At 31.0% G+C, this 25,473-nt stretch carries 24 protein-coding genes; 5 read left to right on the top strand and 19 right to left on the bottom strand.

Going from position 1 to position 25,473, the window contains the following annotated elements; genetic code table 11:
• Positions 1–4: 4 nt before the first annotated feature.
• The 13 genes from BN2628_RS17825 to BN2628_RS13820 form a co-directional block, all read right to left on the bottom strand.
• Positions 5–415 (bottom strand): lipocalin-like domain-containing protein, encoded by a 411-nt coding sequence (locus tag BN2628_RS17825; protein WP_055097740.1) that lies wholly within the window; start codon positions 413–415, stop codon positions 5–7.
• Positions 416–519: 104 nt separating this feature from the next.
• Positions 520–1,614: a glycosyltransferase family 4 protein gene (locus BN2628_RS13770; protein WP_055097743.1), complete on the bottom strand. Its 1,095-nt coding sequence runs from the start codon at positions 1,612–1,614 to the stop codon at positions 520–522.
• Positions 1,615–1,653: 39 nt separating this feature from the next.
• Positions 1,654–2,367 (bottom strand): glycosyltransferase family 4 protein, encoded by a 714-nt coding sequence (locus BN2628_RS17645; protein WP_257606491.1) that lies wholly within the window; start codon positions 2,365–2,367, stop codon positions 1,654–1,656.
• A gap of 61 nt (positions 2,368–2,428) precedes the next feature.
• On the bottom strand, positions 2,429–2,815 hold the full coding sequence (locus tag BN2628_RS17650; RefSeq protein ID WP_257606492.1) for a glycosyltransferase: 387 nt from the start codon (positions 2,813–2,815) through the stop codon (positions 2,429–2,431).
• Positions 2,816–2,863: 48 nt separating this feature from the next.
• Positions 2,864–3,853, bottom strand: coding sequence for a hypothetical protein (locus BN2628_RS17655; protein WP_257606493.1), 990 nt, complete (start codon positions 3,851–3,853; stop codon positions 2,864–2,866).
• A 3-nt stretch (positions 3,854–3,856) separates the two neighbouring features.
• Entirely contained in the window at positions 3,857–4,984 is a 1,128-nt protein-coding gene (locus tag BN2628_RS13785) for a glycosyltransferase family 4 protein (protein WP_055097745.1), read from the bottom strand.
• A 24-nt stretch (positions 4,985–5,008) separates the two neighbouring features.
• Positions 5,009–6,025, bottom strand: a complete 1,017-nt coding sequence (locus tag BN2628_RS13790; RefSeq protein WP_055097747.1) for a hypothetical protein — start codon at positions 6,023–6,025, stop codon at positions 5,009–5,011.
• Complete coding sequence (gene wecB / locus BN2628_RS13795; RefSeq protein WP_055097751.1) at positions 5,991–7,148, bottom strand: non-hydrolyzing UDP-N-acetylglucosamine 2-epimerase; 1,158 nt, start codon at positions 7,146–7,148, stop codon at positions 5,991–5,993. The genes BN2628_RS13790 and wecB overlap by 35 nt, the downstream gene beginning before the upstream one ends.
• 7 nt (positions 7,149–7,155) lie before the next feature.
• Positions 7,156–7,929 (bottom strand): glycosyltransferase family 2 protein, encoded by a 774-nt coding sequence (locus BN2628_RS13800; RefSeq protein ID WP_055097752.1) that lies wholly within the window; start codon positions 7,927–7,929, stop codon positions 7,156–7,158.
• An 18-nt stretch (positions 7,930–7,947) separates the two neighbouring features.
• Positions 7,948–9,318 carry a lipopolysaccharide biosynthesis protein gene (locus tag BN2628_RS13805; protein ID WP_082430178.1) on the bottom strand — a complete coding sequence of 457 codons (1,371 nt, stop codon included), beginning with the start codon at positions 9,316–9,318 and terminating at the stop codon, positions 7,948–7,950.
• Positions 9,318–10,682 carry a hypothetical protein gene (locus BN2628_RS13810; RefSeq protein WP_055097761.1) on the bottom strand — a complete coding sequence of 455 codons (1,365 nt, stop codon included), beginning with the start codon at positions 10,680–10,682 and terminating at the stop codon, positions 9,318–9,320. Before BN2628_RS13810 ends, BN2628_RS13805 begins: the two co-directional genes overlap by 1 nt.
• Before the next feature lie 32 nt (positions 10,683–10,714).
• A complete protein-coding gene (locus BN2628_RS13815; RefSeq protein WP_055097764.1) occupies positions 10,715–13,048 on the bottom strand; it encodes an exopolysaccharide transport family protein in 2,334 nt (777 codons plus the stop codon).
• A 30-nt stretch (positions 13,049–13,078) separates the two neighbouring features.
• A complete protein-coding gene (locus BN2628_RS13820; RefSeq protein ID WP_021931781.1) occupies positions 13,079–13,888 on the bottom strand; it encodes a polysaccharide biosynthesis/export family protein in 810 nt (269 codons plus the stop codon).
• A gap of 303 nt (positions 13,889–14,191) precedes the next feature.
• Here BN2628_RS13820 and BN2628_RS13825 point away from each other — a divergent pair, with 303 nt between their 5' ends.
• Positions 14,192–15,352 (top strand): glycosyltransferase, encoded by a 1,161-nt coding sequence (locus BN2628_RS13825; RefSeq protein ID WP_055097766.1) that lies wholly within the window; start codon positions 14,192–14,194, stop codon positions 15,350–15,352.
• Positions 15,353–15,476: 124 nt separating this feature from the next.
• Here BN2628_RS13825 and BN2628_RS13830 read toward each other — a convergent pair whose 3' ends face one another.
• Both BN2628_RS13830 and BN2628_RS13835 read right to left on the bottom strand, forming a co-directional pair.
• Complete coding sequence (locus BN2628_RS13830) at positions 15,477–15,902, bottom strand: Hsp20/alpha crystallin family protein (RefSeq protein ID WP_021931779.1); 426 nt, start codon at positions 15,900–15,902, stop codon at positions 15,477–15,479.
• Between the two features lie 173 nt (positions 15,903–16,075).
• A complete protein-coding gene (locus BN2628_RS13835; protein ID WP_055097768.1) occupies positions 16,076–16,543 on the bottom strand; it encodes a hypothetical protein in 468 nt (155 codons plus the stop codon).
• A 127-nt stretch (positions 16,544–16,670) separates the two neighbouring features.
• On the opposite strand from BN2628_RS13835, the gene BN2628_RS13840 reads away from it, so the two are divergent.
• The 3 genes from BN2628_RS13840 to BN2628_RS13850 all read left to right on the top strand — a co-directional run bounded on the left by BN2628_RS13840 (position 16,671) and on the right by BN2628_RS13850 (position 21,402).
• Positions 16,671–17,825: an exo-beta-N-acetylmuramidase NamZ family protein gene (locus tag BN2628_RS13840; protein ID WP_055097770.1), complete on the top strand. Its 1,155-nt coding sequence runs from the start codon at positions 16,671–16,673 to the stop codon at positions 17,823–17,825.
• Positions 17,826–18,052: 227 nt separating this feature from the next.
• On the top strand, positions 18,053–19,087 hold the full coding sequence (gene asnA, locus BN2628_RS13845) for an aspartate--ammonia ligase (RefSeq protein ID WP_055097772.1): 1,035 nt from the start codon (positions 18,053–18,055) through the stop codon (positions 19,085–19,087).
• A gap of 125 nt (positions 19,088–19,212) precedes the next feature.
• Complete coding sequence (locus BN2628_RS13850) at positions 19,213–21,402, top strand: glutamine synthetase III family protein (protein WP_044228476.1); 2,190 nt, start codon at positions 19,213–19,215, stop codon at positions 21,400–21,402.
• A gap of 78 nt (positions 21,403–21,480) precedes the next feature.
• Here the strand turns inward: BN2628_RS13850 and BN2628_RS13855 are convergent, their stop codons facing one another.
• The 4 genes from BN2628_RS13855 to udk form a co-directional block, all read right to left on the bottom strand.
• A complete protein-coding gene (locus tag BN2628_RS13855) occupies positions 21,481–22,029 on the bottom strand; it encodes a DUF3332 domain-containing protein (protein ID WP_044228473.1) in 549 nt (182 codons plus the stop codon).
• Between the two features lie 92 nt (positions 22,030–22,121).
• Positions 22,122–22,991 carry an alpha/beta hydrolase gene (locus BN2628_RS13860; protein ID WP_044228470.1) on the bottom strand — a complete coding sequence of 290 codons (870 nt, stop codon included), beginning with the start codon at positions 22,989–22,991 and terminating at the stop codon, positions 22,122–22,124.
• 21 nt (positions 22,992–23,012) lie between these two features.
• Positions 23,013–24,392, bottom strand: a complete 1,380-nt coding sequence (locus BN2628_RS13865) for an MltF family protein (RefSeq protein WP_044228467.1) — start codon at positions 24,390–24,392, stop codon at positions 23,013–23,015.
• A gap of 16 nt (positions 24,393–24,408) precedes the next feature.
• Entirely contained in the window at positions 24,409–25,020 is a 612-nt protein-coding gene (gene udk, locus BN2628_RS13870; RefSeq protein WP_021929677.1) for a uridine kinase, read from the bottom strand.
• 92 nt (positions 25,021–25,112) lie between these two features.
• Between udk and BN2628_RS13875 the strand changes: the two genes are divergently transcribed.
• The gene (locus BN2628_RS13875) at positions 25,113–25,412 is read left to right on the top strand and encodes a Dabb family protein (RefSeq protein ID WP_044228463.1); all 300 of its coding nucleotides are present in this window, start codon (positions 25,113–25,115) and stop codon (positions 25,410–25,412) included.
• Positions 25,413–25,473 lie beyond the last annotated feature (61 nt).

Consider the following 25,473-nt stretch of genomic DNA (forward strand, 5'->3'; position numbering starts at 1 on the left):
ATCTTTAGAATTTTCTAAAACTATAAATTGTATCGTTACAAGATAGGACAAGTTGTGTACGATTTAGTTGTTTAATTTTATATTTTTTTGAAAGGGTATTCCACCCGCATATTGGGTGTGTTAATAATGCGTTTAGGTCTTCTATATTTTTTAGTGTTATATAGAGAGAATCATTTTGGAAGTTGTATATTCCCCAAGAATCTGTAGTTTGAATACCATTTTGGGGGAGAATTTGAATTTTAAAGACATTTAAGTTGAAATTAAAAAATATAGAGTCATTATAGTTTTTATTATTTATATTGTCAACTTCTTGTAACTGCCATTTGCCTTCTATTTGTGATGATATGTTTTTTTCGCAGCTTTGTAGAATTATAATAAAAGTAATGATTAATAGACATAAGAATATATTTTTCATTTTGGTAGATAATAATATGATGATGTGTAAAGATAGAAAATAAATATTATATGAAATTGTGTGATTAACAATATTGACATGTATTATCTAAATCATATTTTATTTTAAAAGATTGATTTATAGACAAACTCTGTTTGATTTGCAATATATTTCCACTGGTATGGAGATAGATCATATATTCTGTTTAAATTTGTTTGAGATAATTTTATTCTTAATTTTTCAAAGAGATCATTTATTGATCCACATTCAAAGAAATCTGATAAATTGAGTTGTGACAATTTGTTTGCAGGAATATTACTTACTAGGATATCTAAGTTATAACTCATGGCCTCTAATAGGGCTATTGGTAATCCTTCATGGTAAGATGGTAATACAAATAATCTTGCATGGGAAAGAATTTCATTGAGTTTTTTTCCCTTTATAAATCCTGTTAATATAATATTATTATCAAATGCCAGTTTTTTTATTTTTTTTGAATATTCAGATTCATGGTCAGCGTCTCCAACAATAACTAATTTGTAATTATTCTGTTGTAAAAGGAGATATGATTGGATCAATAAATCGAAACCTTTTTCTTCAACAAAGCGGCCAACTGCTATAATGTACTGGTTAGGTATAAGACCTAGTGATTCTATATATTCTGTTGTTTGAATCTTTTGTGGGGTATTTACCCCGTTGAATATTAAATGGGCATTATATCTATTGTATTTTTCTTGAATAAGTTTGTTTATTGTATCTGAAATAACAATAACTTCATTTGCGTATTTAATACCCCATTTTTCTCCTATTTTTAAAATATATTTAGCTACATTTCCCCATTTTTTTCTATCATAATCGGGTCCATGATGGGTCATGATAACTTTTAATCCTAAAATTTTTGCTAGGGGGACCATAATGGCTGGACCGATAGCGTGTATATGTACTATGTCAGCATGGATATATCGAGCATATAGTATTGCTAAGAATGTATGTATAATTGCTTCTAGGCTTTTTATCTTGGGAGCGTAGATATCTTTGATTTTTATTCCTTTATAAGATTTAATTTTATTATTATGATTATTGATGTAACATGAACGCCTAACAATTGTTATATCATATCCCATTTGAACAAGATATGGATACAAATTTTCACAATGAGTTTCTACCCCTCCTAAGATATAAGGAATTCCACGAGTGCCGGTAACAATTATTTTTTTCATTGGATCAAATTCTGCTATTTGTCAATAATAAATATTTTTTTAATGTTTAAAATTAATAGTCGATTGGTATAACGAAATAAGTTTTTGATAATGTAAATTACTCGAGAAATTGCGTTTGGCGAAAAGAATGGCAGCCTGAGACATTTTGGAGTAATCTTTGTTGTCTAAATTTATAGCTTTATTCAATATTTGTTTTAAGCTCTGAATGTCACCAGCTCTAAAAAGATATCCAGAAATAGAATCATGTATCAGTTCAGGTATACCTCCAATATTACTTCCAATAACAGGGGTCCCTAATGCCATAGACTCAATGACAGACAGTGGATTATTCTCGTACCATTCTGATGGAATAATAGAGAAACTAGAGTTATAGATATATTTTTTCAGTTCTTCTCCTTCTTTAAACCCTTCGAATGTAATATTAGGGGATGCTTTTTGCTTTAATGTATTTAATAGTGGTCCATTACCAATAATTTTTAATTGAGTATTTGGAAAATATTCCATTGCGGAGATTAGAGTTTCAATCCCCTTTTCATAAGATAATCGCCCTACATATACAAAATAGTTTCCCTTTCGATTTTTGGGTTCTGATATGTTGGGTGTAAAGTTATATAATTGTACAGATTTATCTTTATACAATGGTTGTATTTGAGTGTGTTTGAGCTGCGAAAATTTACTGACAAATATAAATTTGTCAATGTATTTGATAGGAGGAAATGTATATTTCCTGAAATAACTATCCAGACAAAGCATAACACTGTTTATCCGGTTTCCTGAACATTTATTTAATATGCAATGTAAAAAAAAACCTGATTTACATNTAGTCGTGAACGGACATTATAATAGGAATATTGTGCTTTTTCAAAACGGGAAGAATAGAAATAGATAGACTATTGAACATTAGATGAATATGAGCAATTTCGGGTTTCTCCTTTAAAATTAATTGTTCCAAATTTCGTGCAGCTTCTCGATTGTAAAAAAAAGCAAAGGAATGTTTTATTTTATTTTTTATTGAAGTATTACGAAGTTCAGGAAAGTTTACAAAATATTTACTGTATTTACAGTCCTTGTTTTGAAGAGAATTTGTCGAAAAGGGGATAACTTCATGGCCATTTTTTTCTAAAAGTTCAATGGTATTGAAAAATACAGTTTCTGCACCACCTTTGATAAAGAAATATTTATTTATTTGTAATATTTTCATATTTGTAATGTTGATAACTCTAATTTTGTAATCAGAGCAGATTTATTTTCAAATGTAATATTGTTCGCATGGAATTTTCCCTAAAATAGCAGCATAATATGAAAAAACCGTATTATACATTTCTGGTGCTAAAATTTGAATTACTTTTTCTGCTTGAGATATGGCATAAAAATCTATAAATGTTTTCATAATGATAGCGTCATTTTCTCCATGGAATGAAATATGACCAACTGGTCCTTTGATTGTATAGATGGGTAACTTCTGAATGATGTCAAGGAAAGTTTGACTATCTGAAAATATATATATTTTCTTATTAGGATTTTTGTTGATAATAGAAGATATGGCATTTAAACATCGTTCAATTAATTTCTGTTTTTTCTCTTCTGATAAAAAATTGAATTGGTTTTCTTCAAAATTTTCTAATGCATTAACAAATCGGAGATGAACTGCAATATATTTTTGCGGTAGTTTTAATTCTTCTAAACGTTTTTGTAATATTTTTTGGGGACGGAATAATTCTTGGAATAGTTCACTCCAAAGATCTGTGTAGTTATGAACATGATTGGTTAGGAGAATGTCATATCCTATGTAGCAATATATATGATATTGATTTATTTTTTTATTTAATGTGGGTATTTTCCCACTTCCATTATATGAAATAATTCTTGAATTTCGAATACTATAACTCAATTCTTCAGTAGATCCAACCCAATTATGTTTGTTCGTATTTAAATATTTGTGAAGAGAGAAAGGATAATCAAATATAATTTTAAAGTTAAAACCACTTTGTTTTGCAATATAGTAAGAGCCGATAATTGCTTTAAATCTATCAACTAAACCTGGATGAGAGATTTGAGGGTCAATTATAAAGAATACTGTGTTTCCGGTTACAACTTTATCTTTTTTGTAAGTATATTTTTGACAGTAATATTTACAATTACGGGCAAAGTACCTGCAATCATTTATAGAAGTTTGTAAATATTTCGTATAGAACTTCTTTTGCCTTAAATAATATTTTATCTTTTCAAATATAATCATAAACTATCTTTGTAAAAGTTTATTTTCTATATAATCTTTATAGACTTGAATGAATTTTTTTGCAGTAGATTCAATAGATAAATTATTTTTGTATTGTAAACATCGGTCTGTATATTCGTTATTATTGTCTATAATAGCTTTAATGTCATCTTCATTCCAATTATCTTTTACGATACCTAGGCCATTTTGTTCTATTTCAACACTATTATAAGGAATTCGATTCGTGATAACTGGAGTTCCTGAAGATATTGATTCAAAAAGACTGATCATGTTCAGATCTTGTAGAGTGTCAGCAAAACTTGCTGTTGCCTCAGCTAAATATTTCTTTTCACCAAGGGTTTGGTGATCTATATGTCCTAAAAATATTATGTTTTTTTCTCGATTTAATGCTTTTACAAATTTTTTTAGATCTTGTTCTAATTCACCTTTTCCTGCAATATAAAGGATATAGTCAGTTTCATTATATTTTGATAGAAAACGATCAAATTTTTTAATAATATTAGCGATATTTTTTGTCGGAATTAATCGTGCTATAATTATAAATTGTTTTTTTTTCTTTTTGGAAGATATTAGGCGGCTTTGATTTACTCCATGTCCTATTATAGTATTAGAGATTTGAGGTAAATATTTTTTTATAAATTGTTGGGATATATTAGATCGAGGAACAATAATTGCTTTTCTCATGAATAATGGTGCTATAATATTGTACCAGATTTTAGATGGCATTTTTTTCAACAAACGTTGGTGATCTCCTAATTCTTGCCATATAATAGTCTTTTGGGGGCATATTATAGTTGCTATAAGAGTGTTTATAGAAACAACTTCACTGCTTATTATAAAATCATATTTTTTATGATTGGACAGTAAATATGAAAAGAGTCGAGGTGTGAAAGGTATTACAGATGGATATAGTATATTTTTTAATCCAGATTTAAAAAACAAAATCTTGAAATCATATACTTCCTGTTCTGTTGGAATGAATTCTGCTCCGGCAATAAGAGTAATATTGTGGCCTTCGTGAACGAATCCAAGTCCAAGATTATAGATCATTGTATCTTTTATACTTTTTACTTTAGGAATAAATCTCCCTTTTCCAGAGTACAAAATTGTATTAATAATTAGTATATTCATTTTAAGTTGTTTCTAATATTAAGCTTATTGTAACAAAGGTCCTAATTTTTTCACAATTTCTTTTGAATATATTTCAATATTATAGTATTTCAAGAAAATATTTTTGTAATCCTTGAGTATTTCTTGTATCTCAACAGGTTCTTGCTCAAATTTATAAATATTTTCTATTATAAGATCTAAGTTTGATACATCACCTTGAATTTTATATTTACTTTCAGAAAACATGTTTTTAAAATCCCCAATTACATTGGAAAAGATAGGTATAATACCGTTTGAAAGATATGTGCTGAGTTTAGTAGGTGTAGCTACGTGATTGAGTAGAAGCTCTTCTCTTAGAAGGAAGCCATATTTGTATTTTGCCAGCTCGGAATTTAAGTCTTTTAAGTCAAAAAAATCAATTTTTGCGTCAACGTTGTATTTAGATAATATTTTTCTTGCAGCATCTTTTTCTTTGGATAATATTGTTAATGTAGCTTGTGGTTTTTCTTTTTTTATTTTGGAAAATAGGATAACACATTGTTCCAAGCAATGCCAAGGACCTATCCCGCCAGCAAAAACAAAAGATAGGTTTTCGTATTTGTGTGGATAAAAAAAACTTTGTTCTTCTAATGTTGTATTGAAGCATGGCATTATAATGTATTGGTTTGAATTATAATGCCACTTTTCTTTTTGATGTTCTACCATTGACTGAGATACGAAAAATGTCAATAGACTTTTTTTTAAAACTATTTTTTCTAAATAATTGTATGTTATTCTTTTACAAAAATTCCATAGCCCTTTTTCTGCAAATTTAAGTTCTTCAGGTAAAGCTCCTTGTATCCAAATCATAATTTTCTGGTGAGGATGTTTTATCCATAACTTTAATGCAGCTTTTAAAGTTATGACAAATACTATGTCATTTTTATTGATGTTTTTAACATTATCTGTTATGATGATATCCGACTGAATATCTTTTAAAGCCTGAATAATGATATTAATATAGAATTGAGTTACATTACTTAATTCATCAGAGTATGCTAGAAACTTGATTGTCTTTTTCATAATGGTCTAAATTTTTCATGAATGAAATAATGCGTTTACAAGCAAATCCATCTCCGTATGGGTTGATTGCAGTGCTCATTTGAGAGTATGAAGAGCTATTGTAAAGCAAAGATTGGGCAGTTGAAAAGATTTTGTGAGTATCAGTTCCTACCATAATTACAGTTCCTGCCTTTACCGCCTCAGGTCGTTCGGTTGTGTTTCTCATGACTAATACGGGTTTTCCTAAACTGGGAGCTTCTTCTTGAATACCTCCACTATCTGTTAATATAATATAAGATTTTTGCATTAGCCATATAAATGCTGGATAACTTAGCGGAGAAATGAGATGTATATTTTCAATATTATTAAGTTTTTGATATACGATATCTTTTACATTGGGATTGAGATGTACAGGATATACTATTTCCACGTCAGGGAGATTTGCTATTTTTTTTAATGCTTCACAAATATGAATAAAGCCATCTCCTTGATTTTCTCGACGGTGGCCGGTTACTAGAATTATTTTTTTGTTCGGGGTTAACAAAGAATCAAGAAACTGGATTTCACTGTTTGTATAAACGTTATTGAGTATTTTTTTACTTTCGAGTAATGCGTCTATAACTGTATTTCCTGTGACTATGATATTGTTGGAATTTATATGTTCTGATAATAGATTTTGTTTTGCTTGTTCTGTTGGAGCAAAATGAAAGTCTGCAATTCTTCCTGTTAGTTGCCTGTTTATTTCTTCTGGGAATGGAGATAGTTTATTGTAAGTCCTTAATCCGGCTTCTATATGGCAGATTTTAATTCCTGCATAAAATGCACCGAGCGCTACGGCCATAGATGTGGTTGTATCTCCGTGCACAAATACATAATCGGGTTTAAAATCTTCAAATACATTTTTTATTTTGTTTAAAATGTTTGCAGTAAGGCTGAAAAGATTTTGATTTGGTTGCATTACGTCTAAATCATAATCAGGCTTAATTTGAAAAAAAGAGAGTACTTGAGTCAACATTTCTTTGTGCTGGGATGTGATACAAAGTTTAGTTTCAAATAATTCTTTTTCTAATCGGAATGAATTATATAGTGGAGCCATTTTTATGGCTTCAGGTCGTGTTCCAAAAGCGATAAGTATTTTTTTCATTGATATTCTATAAATTTAATTTGTATTTGAAGTTATATAATGTCCATTTTAGCTTAGTTTTCAAATTGTAGTACGAAAATTTCTCAAAGTACGAAAATTTTCTATAATCGTCATAAAAAAAGCCAAATTCATTTTTCAAGAAATATTCTTTTTTGTAAGATATATTGGGGTCAAAACTACTTATGCCATTCATGTCATATTCTGATATTGGAAACCTTACGATGGAATAGTTTTTATTATACTTTCCTAAGGCAGTAATAAAAAACATCCAATCAGATAATATTTTTTCATTTTCATCATAGTACCCTATTTCATCAAAAAGATATCGTTTGATAAACGATGATTGATGGCATATACCATTAGAAACAAATAAGCTGAAAGAAATTTTTTGTGGTAATTCTATTTTTAGACAACTTTTACCTTTTTTATAGTTTGTGGCACCAAATATAAAGTCTGAATTAAAAGACATTTTTTTTATCGTTTTTAAAATATCGGGATTGGCAAACTTATCTCCTGAATTCATGAAAATAACATATTTCCCTTTGGCTTTTTTTATACCTTTATTCATTGCGTTATATACACCTGTATCAAGTTCGGAAATGGAATATGTTATATATTTTTGGTATTTGTTTATTATATCTAAACTATTATCTTCAGATTTTCCGTCAATAATAATTAATTCGTATAAATATTTTTCTTGTACAATAATACTTTGTAATGTTTGTTCCAAACCAAAAGCATTATTTTTATTAATAGTAATTATGCTGAAATATACGTCCATATATTTATGAAGTAAAAGTTATTTATACCATATTTGAATTTTACTTTTTTTTATAACTAAATAATAATATTGTAATGGCCCTAAAATGGTGGCTGGTAGTATACTTATAATATTACTTAGAATTATACCGGTTACACCCCAGTATTTGGAAAGCCAAATTGCAGTTGGGATGGCCAGTATGATAGAAATAAAAGTATAGTATGTTTGTAATCGTATTTTTCCAGTTGCATTGATAAGGTAGATAAATATGTTATACCAAGTAAATAGAATAACATATATTGCACATGAGATAGATATTGCCCATGGAATATTAATATCTTTGCCTATCCATATATAATAAAAGTATTTAGAGAAAATTAGCATTATAATAGTACAAGCGGAAATAATTCCCCAGAGATATATTAATTTTTTTGTACTATTTTTTATCCACCTTATGTCTTTTTTCGTATAAGCGTCTGTATAGGCGGGCCATAATGGTGTAATGAGAATTTGAAAGAACATTGTTATAAAACTAAAATATTTATAAGCAATATTATACGTTGTTACGTCTATTGGACTGAATAGATAAGATATTAAGACATTAGAAGAAGAGAAGACGATAAGACAAGATAATTGAATAAAGAAGAACTGTATTCCTAAGCTTAATAAATCTTTTGAATATTTGAGATTTATATATTTTAATTGTGGTCGTATATTGTGTAGTTTTCTTAAGAATAGAATTATTGAAGCTACTAATAAAACAATAACTGGAGTACCGGAAAATATTATGCATATAAGGGTAAAACTTTCTTCTTTTTGAGTTTTTACTAAAATAAAAATAGCAATAAGAGATATGAGATTTGCGATGACATTAAATGTTTCACTGAGTGCTATTTTTTGAAAAGAATGTAATATAGTATTTATTAGTTTAAATATAAAATTGAGACCAAAGAATAAGGTAACGATTAATATTACTTTCTGTAATTCATATCTATAGTCTAATGGAGCTCCTAATATGATATCCCAATGGAATAAGGGTGAGATAATATAAAAGGTTGATACAAAGATAATAGTTATAATCGAAATAAGGGCGTAGCTTGTACTGACGTATATGGCGGCTAAATTTATGTTGTTTTGTGCTAATGCTTCTGTCAGTTTGTTTTTTAACCCATTTCCGATACCTAAATCAAAATAGTTGATCCAACTTAGAATTGAACTTAATGTTAGCCAGATCCCATATCTAAGTGGATTTAAATAGTCTATAGTGATTGGAACGAGCATGAAACTAATAATAATACTTGAAACTTTTAGTAACAAAGAATACAATATATTTTTTGTTACCAAATTTGTTCTGGTATCTGGCTTCTTTATAAAAGGATATATTATGAATTGTAATATTTTTGAATTCATTATCGAGATTGATTCATTTCTGAAATTTGAAATATTTTTTCTTCTTTTTTAATTTTGGTATAATCTAAAAATGTCGGAGTCATTCCCAATATGGTAATCATTTCTACACTAGATATTGAAGTGAATAAGAAAAGAAGTAAAACCATTAAGTTTGTATTTCCAATTGGTATATTTCGTCTTTTATAGAAAAAGATTAATATGTAGAAATAAAAAAACAGATATACGATCATGCCTAGAAAACCTATTTGGGTGAAAAAGACAGACCACGCGATATCATTGGTAAAGAAAACATCGCCATCGTCTATATCTTCACCCTCAAGTAAAGCATTATGTACAGTGAAGTCAAAATAATCTTTAGCGGCTTTATCATTGTCTGTCCATAAACCGATACCAAAGAGTGCGTACATTTTGTTACTTGCAGCGGTCATACCTCTTTCTATAGAATGAGCAAATCTGAAATACATTGTTTGAGTTACAGCTTTGTCATAGTCATAAGAATCGATGCCATTATTTATTAACTGAATTAAGTCAATATTTTGGCTACCCTTACTTTGTGAAAAACGATCAATTATAATTCCAGAGAAAGGAAGTAAAAAAATGCTGAATATAGTAATGGTTTTAAAGGTCTTGGATACAGACTTTTGTTTATAATATGTTCCTATTAGAAAAATTACCAAAAAGCTGGCGATAAAACCTCTGTGCATAGGTAAAATAAAAGAACTGATTAGGATGATTTGACTTATAATTTTTTTCCGACCAGTGTATGGATTATTAAATATAGAGTAAAATAGGAAATAGTAAGTTAGGATTGGAATATTATAAAATCGTAATAATGTCAATCCACCTAAATACATTTCCCCTCCTACATGTCCTGTTAGTAAAGGCGTGCTGATAACTACTTGAACAATAAAAATTGAAGATAAAAAGATTGAAATTTTAAATAGTATCTTTTTTATTTTATTTATTTCATTAATTGCAAGTCTGTTGAAAATAAAAAATATTGGTAATAAAAAATAGTAACGACTATTTTTGACAATAGAGTCAATCGGTACTTTATATAGAAGTAAGTTAACAAATAAAACAATTAAATAAAAAATTAAAAAGAAGCATAGGCTTTTTTCAACATTATTGTTTGGTTTTATAATTTTATAGCCATGTTTTAGAAGTAAAATTATAAAAACAGATAAAGTATATATTACAGCAAAATCTATTGATTTGTTTATACCTAAATATGTATCGAATAATATCTCCGGAATTAGTTGAAATCCATTTGTAAGGAAAAAAAAATACAACAAAATTGATATTATTTTTTTCCCTTGAAAAAATGTTATTATCGCATATAATAATACAGGTATAAAGATCATATTGGTTTATTTAAAAAATTATTTCTATGTGGCTATAATTTCTTTTTTTCGTGGCCATATCCATATCCATATCCTTGTTTTGCTGTAGTCGCATTGATTACCAAACTTACTTTTTTTAATCGATTATTTGATACGAGAGCATTTATATATCTGATATTATCTTTTGTTGTATAATTTGCTCGACAAACGTATATTGTTGCGTCTGAAATTCGAGAGAGACTGAATGTATCAGAAACCATACCCACAGGGGCGGAGTCAACAATAACGTAGTCATATTTTTCCTTTAACTCGTTGAATAATTTGTCGACTCTATCACTGAGCAATAATTCTGCAGGATTGGGTGGAATGGGACCAGCTAAAATAACATCCATATTTTTTTGGATAGCATTTGGTATAACAATATCATCTAATTTAAATTCTGATGATGCTAAATAATTTGTCAGTCCTATTGGAGAATTTTGACCTAAATATTCTCCTAATTTGGGGCTCCTGATATCCATTCCAATTAAAATAACTTTTTTCCCAAGTAATGCTAATGAAGCAGAAAAGTTACTACTGATAAAAGATTTTCCTTCTCCACTTATGCTTGATGTTACTAAAATCACTTTTTCGTCTTTTCCATTTAAAATAAATTGAATATTGGTTCTTATTAATCTAAATAATTCAGCAATAGAAGTTGATTCTCCTTCTTTCACAACAATATTCTTCCCAGATTTGTTGACACAAACTTCTCCAAGTATAGGAAGAGTAGTTAATTTTTGTAGTTCATCTTTTGTCGAAAATTTTATACGTAGTAAATCTTTGAAGAAAAGATAAACAATAGGTAAGATGAATCCAATACCTATACCAATAAGTAAAATTACTATTTTGGGTGTACTTACTGGCTTATTTTGATTATATGCAGCGTCAATAATTTGACCTTTAGGAGTTGTTACAGCTAAAGCTAATGCATTTTCTTCTTTTTTTTGTAGTAAGAATAAGTATAACTCTTCTTTAATGACCTGCTGTCTTTTTATATTTATAAATTCTCTCTCTTGCGTTGGCATTCCTTTTATGCGAGATAGAAATTGAGATTCTTGCAATCGCAGATCTTTAAGAGCAATACCTACACTATTTTTTATATTTTTTACGGTATTAAGAACATTTGTCCTTGTGGCTTCTATTTGTTGATTTATTAATTGGATTGTAGGACTATTATCTTTAGCCGTTCTTAATAACCTTAATCGTTCGAGTATTAGTTCATTATATTTTAGAACAGCTTCAGTAGATGATTTATCTGATAGTCCACTGGTAAAAGGGATTAAGGAATATTTATTTTCGGGCTTTTGTAAGAAGTCTTCTATCAGTTGTATAATTTGATATTGGGTTTCGGTTTCAATTAATTTTGCTCTGAAGTTGCCATTTTGTTCTAAAATTATTTTTGCTTCAGTTTCTATATCTGTTAAATTATTTGCTTTTTTGTATTCTTCAACCTCTTTTTCCGCTTTAGAAAGTTCTCTTGTGATTAATTCGATACGTTCATTAATAAAATTAGCTGTATTTTTAGCTTCTAAGTTTTTTTCAATGATTCCTTTCTGATTATAAATGTCGATAATTGTGTTTAGTATATCTTTCCCTCGTTCTATGTTGGACTCTTTTAGAACTAAACCTATCATATTTGATTTTTTATCAATTTTTCCTATATCGATACTTTTATCCCAATTCTCAGCAACCATATCATAACCTCTTAAGTAGATATTCATATCTAGATGGGAATTTTGAGGATAATGTCGTGTTTTATTTAATGTAAATATGCCATATTGTGTTTTTATGTCTATTGGAAAATTTGAGGCTTGAATTGCTCCTACTTTTTGATTCTTGCCATCAAATATTGTAACCTTAATTTTTTTGTCTTTTTGTGAACGTATTTTGAATAATAAAGTTGTACTTAAGGTATCTTCGACCCCTTCAGGGGTATAAACATCAATAGGAAACTCTTTATATGCGTCAATCCTATTGAAAAAATTCTTTCTAATTATATGTACTTTATTGAGCCCTAGTTGTTTGATTGCTTCTTTAAATATGGTATGGGAACTAACAACATGAACTTCGTCGTCAACTTCTCCTCCTCCTAACATATTCCCAAAGGAAAAACTTTTCAGCATAGCCGACTGTATTCCTCCTCCAGATTTTCCGTCATCTTGTTTAATTAATAAGTTTGCTTTTATCAGATAAATTGGTTTGGATATTTTGGCATATCCATAAGCTAACATACCACATATGAAAATTGATATGACAAAAAGATACCAATGCTTGATATAATTTTTTATTATTCCAACAATGTCAATAAAATCATTATCTTTATTTTGTTGTTCTATAGTGTTCATATTCAAAGATGCTTTTAGTTTTAACAAATATTATCGGTTAACAAAAAGGGCAATGCATAAAGAGGCTATAACAGAAACTGCACTGATGACTGTTGATATGACTGATACATTGTATTGTTTGTTTGAACTATATAGCGCATTTCCTTGGCGTGCTTTATTAGGCTCTATATATATTACATCGTTTTTTTGTAGATAATAATAGGGTGATGTAAAGATATCTGGTTGTGTCAAATCCAATCTGGCAAATTCCTTTTTGCCGTTGTTCTCACGAATTATTAATACATTGGTCCTTTCTCCATATATTGTTAAGTCTCCAGCTTCGCCAATGGCATCGAGAATAGAAATTCTTTCATTATTAATCTTTACAGTACCAGGTTTGTTGACTTCACCCAAGACAACAACTTTAAAGTTCATTACTTGTATTGTAACTAATGGGTTTTCAACATAAGTCTCTATTTTAGTTTTAATTAAGTTAGCCAATTGTCCTCGTGTAAGACCTGCGACATGGATTTTTCCAATAACAGGAAAATCGATGTTGCCTTTAGCATCGACTAAATAAGTTTGTAAGCTTGGAGTGACATTCATTTGTGTTTCACCTGGAGCAAGAAAACTCGATGTGGGTAGATTGAAAATGGCTACAGCAGCAGGATCTGTAGCTGTCACTGTAATTGATAAAATATCATCTGGAATGATTTTGGGTTCGTAACTGATTATCTTCTCAGAAGAGATTTCTGTATTGTTGTTTGTTCCGACTGTTTTGAAGTAAATAACTTCAGATTTTGTTTTGCATGAAAACGCAATAATCGGTAAAACGAAAAGTAAAAGTATATTAGTCCTCATTATTGGTATTGTTTTTCAATAAAATTATAGTTTTGATTCAGCCGGCAAAGATAGTATTTTATCTACCTTGGACAAAATAATATTTCTTTAATGATAACGTTTAACGTCTTGTATTTATTGTGAAAAATCGTTTCCAATTTTAGAAAAAAGTTGTGGTCTTTTGATGGTGGATTAATAATCTCTTTATAGTCAGTATATAAACGGTATATCGTGGAAAAAGTTTTTTGTAAAAGAAATAATTTAATTGTGTTAATATGAAAACTTTGTGTACGTTTGTATTGAAAATAACATTTTGTAAAAGTTATGAATATTGACTTTTTGCTGACACCCGTTGAAATTTGGATATTATCGTCTGTAACGATATTGATGTTGATACAGTTATACTATTATGTGGCATATTATTATCTTCCCGTTAGATATGTACAGTCAAATGAGAATGGTAAGATAGCATATCTTGATGACAAGCCTCCTGTTTCTGTTATTGTATATGCAAAAAATGACGCAGATTATTTAACTAAATATTTGCCGATAATTTTGGAACAACAATATCCTGATTATGAGGTTATTGTTGTAAATGATGGGTCGACTGATGAAACGAAAGATATATTATCTCAATTAGAATATAAATATTCGCATTTGTATCAAACATATATTCCGGACGAGGCTCGTAGCCTGAGTCGGAAAAAGTTGGCTTTAACAGTTGGGATGAAAGCTGCTAAAAATGAAATTGTATTATTGACAAATGCTAATTGTGTTCCACAGAGTGTTAGTTGGATAGAATCGATCGTTCGTAATTTTGTTTCTGGGATAGATATTGTACTGGCACATTCTTTTGTCCCACCTAAGAATGAAGGTCGTTATTGTTCTTATGATAGGATAATGTTTGCATTACGTTATATTTCTTATGCTTTAAAAGGCCATCCATATATGGGCATTGGAACGAATCTTGCCTATCGGAAATCTCTTTTTTTTAAAAATAAGGGATTTTCTAAATATTTGAATCTACATTATGGAGATGACGATTTGTTTATTAATGAAATTGCAACTTCCCAAAATACGCGTGTAGAGTTGTCTCCCGAAAGTCAAATATCAGTTATCTATGATAATGATTATATTGCATGGAAAGAAAAAAAGTTGCAATATATGTTTACTGCAAACTATATAAAAAGTAATTATAAAATGATATTTGGCATAGAACGTATTACGGCATATTTGTTTTATATATGTGTTATAGCTTTAGCTTGTATGGGTTTTTATAATATAATATTTCCAATTATAGCTTTTATAATGTTTTTGATACGATATATATTTCAGATTATGATTTATAATAAAGCTGCACATATTTTGAAGGGACGGGCGTTATATCTATTATATCCTCTATTGGACATAATGTACACTCCTGTAAATTTATGGTATCAGATTGTTGGATTTTTTAGTAAGAAAAAGAATTTTACTTGGATTTGAAATATTGTAAAGCATCGAAAATATATTATTTTATATCTATTCTTTCCGGTATGTTTTTTTAAGTCTCTGTAAGACTTATGAGAGAATATAATATTTTCGATGCTTTGTATACTCTTTACATCTGTTATTTCACTTCAATTTTTTTTGGTTCTTTGGTTTCAGGAAGAGCTTTTTTAGGAATATTTACCGTTAAAACTCCATTTTCTTGTTTCGCTTCAATGTTGTTTTTGTCCACATTATCAGGAAGGACTAACGTTTGCTGGAATTGGGAATAGGAAAATTCGCGACGTAGAAATTTCCCTTTTTTGTCTTTCTCACTATTTTCCTTTTTGTTTTCTACGCTGATGATTAGATGGTCATTATCATCTATACGTACATTGAAGTCATCTTTTGTTAATCCGGGTGCAGCTACTTCTACTTTATATTCCTTATCATCTTCGATGATGTTAATTGCAGGTGCCGAACTGTTGGTTTTTGTAATCCATTCATTTCCAAAAAAATCATTGAAAATGCCTGGTAACCAGTTTTGAGAATTCTTTGCAGGTGTCATAATTGTGCCTCCTAAGTTAAATTATACAATAATTTTGAATTGTAATAACAATTCCTTTTGAGTATAAAAAACGTTGGATGAGCATTATTTGTTCAGGCTATTGGATGTTAAAAATGGCGATATAATATCAAAATTAGAGAATAATACTTTTAGGAAAAAGTGAAAAATAGTCGTTATTGGGGAATAATCGCGATATCATATCGTAATAATACCCAGCTTATTTTGAAAGGGTATCCTTCATTGTTTTTATTTGGGCTGAAAATATAATAATAACGTTTGTTTTTGTCGAAACTATTTATTTCTATCTGCTTGGTCATATGAGGATGAATTTCCTGATCGATTGTTACTTCTCTGTAATCAATCATTTCATTTTTAGGTGTTTTATAATAAATTTTAAGTCTAATACGGGTAATTAAATTACAAGTATTATTCCGTAATAGAAAAGACTCGGTTTTGTCATTGATTCGTTTTTCAAATCCTATCATTTCAATGGGGTCTCTATTTGAAACCGTATCTTTTACATTGTTATTCTTATATGGGATAGTAGAAGTCTCTTCTATGCCACTTTGCATATAAGCGTTAATAGAGCTGGGGAAAATAAACAATAGTATTATCAATACGATAGATGTGCTGTATTTCATTCTTTAATAGTATTATACACAAAAATACAAAAATGTTGTATTGTTTATATTATTGAAAGTGAAAATATTATTTAAAAGAAAATTTTTAATGTTTGTTTTGTATCTTTACTTTTCCAATAGAAATGTTATGAAATATATAATTATTTGTCTTTTATTGTCTTTCTCTTTTGGTGTTACAGCAAAGATTAAGGTAGGCGCAGATCAACAGGAGAGGTTAGTGCCATTGCTACGGAATAAAAGGGTCGGATTAGTGGTAAATCATACCTCTGTTTTAAGTATATCTAAAGTTCATTTATTAGATACATTATTAAATCAAGGGATAAAAGTTCAAGCAATCTTTGCTCCAGAACACGGGTTTAGGGGGGAAGCAGATGCTGGAGAGTCTGTGAAAAATAGCCGAGATGTGAAAACTGGAGTACCTGTTATTTCGTTGTATGGTAACAATAAAAAACCTACAGTTGAACAATTTTCAAACATAGATATTTTGGTATTTGATATACAAGATGTGGGGGCTCGTTTTTATACTTATATCAGTACGTTATTTTATGTTATGCAAACATGTTCAGAGTCACATAAACCCATAATTATCTTAGACCGTCCAAATCCGAATGATTATGTAGATGGACCCATAATGCAAGATGGTTTGAAGTCTTTTGTAGGATTGTTGCCCCTGCCGGTTTTGCATGGATTGACCGTGGGAGAATTGGCTCAAATGATTGTTGGGGAACGTTGGTGCGGTGTTGAAGGTCCAAAAATGATGGTTATCCCTATACTTGGGTGGGAACATGGAGATAAATATAGTTTACCCATAAAACCCTCCCCCAATTTGCCGAATGATGTTGCTATTGCATATTATCCGTCGCTTTGCTTTTTTGAAGCTACCCGGTTTAGTATAGGACGAGGTACGACATTTCCATTTCAGGTTATTGGGTATCCGGATAAAAAATATGGAAATTTCTGTTTTGTACCTCACTCATTACCGGGTTTTGATAGGAACCCTTTGCAAAAAGACCAGCGGTGTTATGGTATTGATTTGAGACAGTCCGTTCCTCCTTGTGGACTTTCTTTGAAATATTTATTATATTTTTATCATAAATCTGATTTAGGCCGCAAATTTTTTTCTAGCCCTTCTTTTTTTGACAGGTTGATGGGGAATAGTCAAGTGCGTATTGATATTATAAATGGGGAAGATGAATCCTTTATTCGAAATCGTTGGCATAAAGAATTAGTGGAATATCGAGAAATGAGAAAAAAATATTTGTTGTATCCAGATATGAGATGATTTATTATTATGAAAATATTTGTGTGCTAAATGTTATCAAAATAAATATATATATAGCAAAAAGTCTGCCTATTTGTCTAAAATCAAACAAAAAATACTATATTTGTGGCATGATAAAAAAATGAGCATTATTCTGCTATTTTGCAGAAGAGGCTGTTTTTTGTGTATTTTTATATGAAATAGTTTGTATTTCAGTGAAATAAGTAGAAAATAATATATTGTATAAAATGGCATTGATAATACCCAAACAGTATAAATTAAAACTTTTGCCTGAAACAACAGAGCAGGCAATTAAGACATTAAAGGTGTGCTTTCAAGATAAACTATCGAAAGCTCTGAATTTACGTCGGGTGACTGCTCCTCTTTTTGTTTTAGCTGGGACAGGTATAAATGATGATTTAAGCGGAAGTGAACGTGCAGTATCGTTTCCTATAAAATGTATGGGGGATAGGAAAGCTGAAGTCGTTCATTCTTTAGCAAAATGGAAGAGGATGAAGTTGGGATACTATGGTATAGCTCCAGGGTATGGACTATATACCGATATGAATGCTATTCGTGCAGATGAAGATTTGGATAATTTGCATTCTCTTTATGTCGATCAATGGGATTGGGAGCAGACGATAAAATTAGAAGATCGTAATTTAGATTACTTGAAGGATGTTGTTCGAAAGATATACGGTTTGATTAGAGAATTGGAATTAATGGTATATAATAGTTTTCCACATATTACTCCAGTTTTACCGGATGAAATAACTTTTATACATTCTGAAGAATTATTGCAGATGTACCCCGGTTTGTCTCCAAAAGATAGAGAAACTGAGGCTGCGAAGAAATATGGTGCCATTTTCATAATCGGTATCGGAAATGAGTTATCGAATGGGAAGCCTCATGATGGTCGAGCTCCGGATTATGATGATTGGATAACGAAAAATTCTGATGGTTATTACGGATTGAACGGTGATATAATTTTATGGAATCAAGTATTGGAATGTCCATTCGAATTATCCTCTATGGGTATTCGAGTTGATAAAGATTCCTTATTGAAGCAGTTGGAAAAGAGAGACTGTATGGAGAGGACTAATCTGGAATTTCATAAGTCATTGCTCAATGAGACTATTCCGTTATCTATTGGTGGGGGTATTGGGCAATCTCGCTTATGTATGTTTTTGTTACAAAAAGCCCATATTGGTGAAGTCCAAGCAAGTATTTGGCCAGAAGAGCAAATGGCTGAGTGTGCAGCTCATAATATTCCATTATTATAAATATAAAAGTTAGATAAGTAAAAAGAGTTGTTCCGCCTTGGTATACAAAATAAAGTATCATATACCAAGGCGGATTTTTTTTTGTAAATTTGCAACGAAACAGAAACAACAAACAACAAAAACTTATGTCATCTTTACGTTTTAGAGTTGTAGAGGAGGCTTTCAAAAAAAAGGCAGTTTATGTAGAACGTCCAGAAGAGCGTCCATCAGATTATTTTGCCAAATATGTATTTAATCGAGAGAAGATGTTGCGCTATTTGCCTCGAGATACATATAATTCTTTAGTAGATGCGATAGATAATGGAAAACCTCTGAATCGGGAAATTGCTGATACTGTAGCAGCAGGAATGAAACAATGGGCTATTGAAATGGGAGTTACCCATTATACACATTGGTTTCATCCTTTGACTGATGGTACAGCAGAAAAACATGACGCTTTTGTAGAACATGATGGAAAAGGCGGTATGGTGGAAGAGTTTTCGGGAAAGTTATTGATACAGCAAGAAGGTGATGCTTCGAGTTTCCCTAATGGAGGTATTCGTAATACATTTGAGGCCCGAGGATATAGTGCGTGGGATCCTTCTTCTCCTGCATTTATAGTGGGTGATACATTATGTATACCTACAATTTTTATTTCATATACGGGAGAATCCTTAGACTATAAGGCTCCATTATTGAAGTCTATTGATGCTGTAGGGAAAGCGGCGTTGGATGTTTGTCATTATTTTGATCCGAATGTGAAAAAAGTGATTCCTTATTTAGGTTGGGAGCAAGAATATTTTCTGGTAGATGAAGGTTTATATGCTGCACGACCGGACTTATTGTTGACTGGTCGAACTTTGATGGGGCATGAGAGTTCTAAAAATCAGCAATTGGAAGACCATTATTTCGGAGCGATACCTATCCGGGTTACAGCCTTTATGCAGGAGCTTGAGATTGAAGCTCTTAAATTGGGTATTCCGGTTAAAACCCGACATAATGAAGTGGCTCCGAATCAATTTGAGTTGGCTCCTATTTATGAGGAGTGTAATTTGGCAAACGACCATAATCAAGTAATTATGGAGTTAATGAGAAGAGTTGCGCGTCGCCATGGTTTTCGCGTTTTGTTGCATGAAAAACCCTTTAAAGGTGTAAATGGTTCTGGAAAACATAATAATTGGTCATTGGGAACAAATATGGGAGTTCCTTTAATGGCACCGGCAAAAACACCTCAAGGAAATTTGCAATTTGTTACTTTTTTAGTAAATGTGATGATGGCCGTATATAAACATAATGGATTGTTAAAGGCTAGTATATCTTCGGCAACTAATGCTCATCGCTTGGGTGCTAATGAGGCTCCACCTGCTATCATATCTATTTTTTTAGGTTCTCAAATGTCTAAGGTTCTTGATGATTTGGAAAATAGCTCAGAAGATGCAATTATCTCATTCGGTGATAAGATGGGGGTCAAGCTGAATATTTCTCAGATACCGGAGTTATTGATGGATAATACAGATCGTAACCGAACATCTCCATTTGCATTTACAGGGAATCGTTTCGAGTTTCGAGCTGTAGGCTCTTCTGCTAACTGTGCTTCAGCAATGATTGCTCTTAATTCAGCAGTTGCTTTTCAGTTGAAACAGTTTAAATTATCTGTTGATGAAAAAATAGCTTCAGGACAGGAAAAAGAGAAAGCCATTGTAAGTGTCATTCGTGAGTATATTAAGGAATCTAAGCCGATACGTTTTGATGGTAACGGGTATAGTGAGGAGTGGAAAGAAGAAGCTTGCAAAAGAGGGTTAGATTGTGAAACGAGCATTCCGCTTATTTTTGATGCATATATGCGTCCCTCATCAGTGGAGATGTTTTCTTCTGTAGGTGTGATGAATGCTGTTGAATTAGCGGCACGAAATGAGGTGAAATGGGAAACATATACAAAAAAAATCCAAATAGAGGCTCGTGTAATGGGTGATTTAGCATTGAATCACATATTGCCTGTGGCGACTCGTTATCAATCTCTTTTATTAGATACGGTATGTAAGATAAAAACTGTATTTTCTGAAGATGAGGCTGCAAAAATTTCAGCTAAAGATATCGATATTATACGAAAAATATCATACCATTCGTCTGAAATTCAAGAAAAGGTAAAAGCGATGGTTGATGCTCGCAAGTTAGCAAATAAAATAGAGAATGAACGAGAAAAAGCAATAGCTTATCATGATATGGTAGCTCCTAAAATAGATGAGATTCGTTATCATATAGATAAATTGGAGTTGATGGTAGATAATCAGATGTGGCCATTACCTAAATATCGGGAATTGCTGTTCGTACGATGAAATGATGATGGCGTTTGATAAATAAAAATCCTGTGATTATCTCTTCACAGGATTTTTATTTGATAGATGATATTTCTATTATTTACAAGCGAATAAAGTATTGTGATTGATGATGTCTTGGTATGTTAATATTCCGGCTTTAGATAGCTCAATTGTAACAGCTTCGCCATTGGCATTGTACATATCTACGTGATTGTCATCTATGAAAGTCATGAGTTTTATATTTTTCCCATTACTTATAGCAGACCATGATTTATCGTTCTTATTGAATACTAATTCTACCGCAGTATTTGTGTCTTCATTGGTAATAGTATATCCATTTTTGTGAGATTTTACTAGAAAGTTTGAGTTTTCTCCTTTGATATGTTGAACATTTTCTGCTACAGGATTTGAGCCTGACCAGAACTCGATAGAATTAATGACAAGATAATCTGCTACTAACGAAATTTCATATACAGGGATGATGCAAAATGCTAAGAATACAAGTTCGTTTACAAATTTATTACCTACATTGTTATTCCATCTGTGTAATTTGGAAGTTAAGGCAAAGGATCCAATACAAGAGGAAAATAAGAGACTACCACTAAGTAGTACTACAGCAAACATGGTTAATTTTCGTCTTTTCATAATTTTCTATTAAATTAAAAATTAAATAATCTTATATACAAATATATTCAATTTATTTTATTATTATAGTTACAATATGTTTTTTGTATGTTTTAGGGAACTAATTTTTGTGAACTTAACCAGTCAAACATTAATGTTTGCCACTCATTATAATATTTAAAACTTTTGTTGCAACCCCAACCGTGGCCGCCACTTGGAAATATATAAATGCTCGCCGGAATGCTGTATTTTTTTAATTGATTATAGAAAAGAGTACTATTGACAGTAGGTACGGATTTGTCATCGTCGCTCAATAATAAGAGGGTAGGAGGAGTTTGGGCAGAAACTTGTTTGTCGTTAGAAAAATATTTAATTAGATTTACATCTTCAGATTTATCTCCCAATAAATTAATTTTTGAACCTTGGTGAGTGTACATTTCTGTTAGAGAAATCACAGGATAGAATAATATCATAAAATTGGGACGGGATTGTTGATCAAAGTGGGTACCTAATGTTGACGCTAAATGCCCACCGGCAGAAAAGCCGCTTACACCTATCTTTTGGGGATCTATTCCCCATTCTGAGGCATGTGAACGGATTATTTTCATAGCTTCTTGTGCATCGGCCAAAGGTATATTATAGTGTCCGTTTGGGAGTCGGTATTTCAGAACAATACCCGCTATACCTTTTTGTCTTAAAATCTCTGCAAATTGGTGCCCTTCGTGTTGAATTGCTTCTAAAGCATATCCGCCTCCTGGGCAAATAAGAACAGCAGCTCCGGTATTCTGACTTTTCTCAGGGAGATAAATGTACATCTCAGCAACTTTGCAGTTTTCAATTCTACCTTCGCTAATGTTTCTTTCTTCTTCGGTTATGCCATTGTTTTCTTTGGGACCGTTAGGCCAAACTTTGATGTTGATGGGGTTACCGGCGGTTATAGATCCGGTGATGGTTAGTACAGCTAACATAGTTATCCATTTCATAGTTTTTATATTTTTTGGGTATTAATGAGGTATTTTCTTTTTATATGTTTCATAGTGAGAAAGGACTTCTTGTACATAGTTGAAAGTTTCTCTTCCTCTGAAATATCCGAAGCGGCAAACTTCATCATTAAAATATTCAGGATTACTTTTTAATAAAATGTATTCTGATACGTTTTTATCCCATTTATGAGGGTCTTTTCCATATTTTTTAGCTAATGCCATGGCATCTAAGATATGGCCTATTCCAGAATTATAAGCTGCTAAAATAAATTTAATGCGTTCTTCTTCAGGTTGTATTTTTGAAAAGCTTTTATTTAGTCCTTTGAGAATATCTACAGCTGTTGCAATATTGGTTTCCGGATTTTGTATATTTCCGGTCATTCCATGTTGATGGGCGGTTCGAGGCATAATTTGCATTATTCCTCTGGCTCCGGCCCAAGATACGGCGGAGGTATCAAATCTTGATTCTTTATAAGCTTGTGATGCTATTAGTCTCCAATCCCAGTTTATTTCTTTTGCATATTTTTTAAATAAGTTATCGTATATTGAAATTTGGCCTTTTTTTAGAGATAAAATAGCTGGAGCCGGAGGATTTTTACTAAGTTCGAAATATCGTTTCTGTATATTTTTGTATTGAGGGGTATTATTATTTTTTCTTACCCACTGATTTATAGCTTTAGCCAACGATGGAGAATCTACACGAACAGCCCATGATGACCGTTGGGGGAAGCTGACAACAAGATTGATATCTATATTATTATAGTATGTTTTATTGAGCTTCGCTATGTTATTATCAGCTAAAGTATAAGGAAGGTCTCCAACAGCGACCATTTCGATGAGGTCTTCTGTAACAAGGGTGTCTCGATTCATTAAATGGATGTTGATTCCTCCTCCTAGTTCATTGTTCAGGTTATTTATTCGGTTTTCGTATTTAGAATCTTTTTCCACATATATGTCTTTACCAATGAGTTCTGTCACATTACGTAGAGGTTTATATCCTTTTTTTTGAGGTTGTACTAGTACTTGGTGTGTGATGACTTCTCGTCCACAATGTAATATTTCTTTTTTTAAATCTCCTGTAATAGGTATGTCATAAGCAATAATATCTCCCTTGCCGGCTTTAAGCATTTCTATCAGTTTCCCAATATTTTCAGCAACTATGACTTTTAGCTTTAGTCCGTTATCTTCTGCAAACTGTTTGATTAATTCATATTCATATCCCATTTCTTCTCCTTTATATAAGAAATAAGATGTAGAACTATATAAGGTAAGTATTGTTAATTCTTTTCGTTCTTTTATCAGTTCGAAATCATCTTTCAAAGTTTCTTTTTCTGCTTTCTTTTGTTTGCAACTTACCCATGGGATTAGTAGAATTAATATAAAAAAAAGCTTATATCTCATGTTGACGATGATTATATTATCCGTTTAGTTTATGTGCGATAAAGTTGGTAAGAATATCTATCGCAACATGGTTGTTTCCACCTTGAGGTATTATTAAATCTGCATATCGCTTTGTTGGTTCTATATGTTGTAAATGCATAGGTTTCAGGACTTTTTCATATCTATCTATGACTTTTTCGACGGTGCGTCCTCGTTCTATAATATCTCGGTTTATAACCCGTATTAGTCGATCGTCTCCATCCGCATCTACAAATACTTTCATATCCATCATATTTCTTAGTTCTTTATCGCATAAGATAAGAATACCTTCAACGATGACGACATCTCGTGGATATATGGTAATTGTTTCATTGGAACGAGTACAGGAAAGATAAGAATAGATGGGTTGCTCTACCGTATGTCCGGCTTTTAATTCTTTTAGGTGTTTTACCAAGAGGGAAAATTCTATTGCTGCTGGTTCGTCAAAATTTAGAGTCAGTCGTTGTTCAAGAGGAAGGTGGCTGTTGTCTTTATAGTATGAATCTTGGGGAATAACCGTGACTTCACCTTCGGGTAAACTTTGAATTACTTTACGTACAACGGTTGTTTTTCCTGACCCGGTCCCTCCTGCAATACCAATTATCAACATATATTTAAAGATAAAGATGAAAATATAGTTATTTTTGTATCCGGATAATTTATCCGAATTAATATACAAATATAGTAAATTTTGATTGTCATATGGTTAAACACATTGTTTTATTTAAATTGAAAGAAATGGACTCTCCCGTAGTAAAGATGGAGATTATGAAGAATTTTAAATCGGGTTTGGAATCATTAAAATCGAAGATATCGGTCTTAAGATATATTGAAGTCGGAATTAATGAGAATCCAGAGGAGTCTTTTGATATATCTTTAATAACGGAATTTGATAGTATGGATGATATGAAGGCTTATGCTGTGCATCCAGAACATATTGCTGTAACACAGATAATAAAGGATGTCAAGGAATCTCGTTCTTGTGTCGATTATACTTTTTGATATAACTTTTGCATAAAATGGCAATAACATGTTTATTTTATGATTATTGCCATTTGTTTTA

Origin of the sequence: Gabonia massiliensis (assembly GCF_001403595.1) — a bacterium.
GTDB classification, from domain to species: Bacteria; Bacteroidota; Bacteroidia; order Bacteroidales; family Coprobacteraceae; genus Coprobacter; species Coprobacter secundus.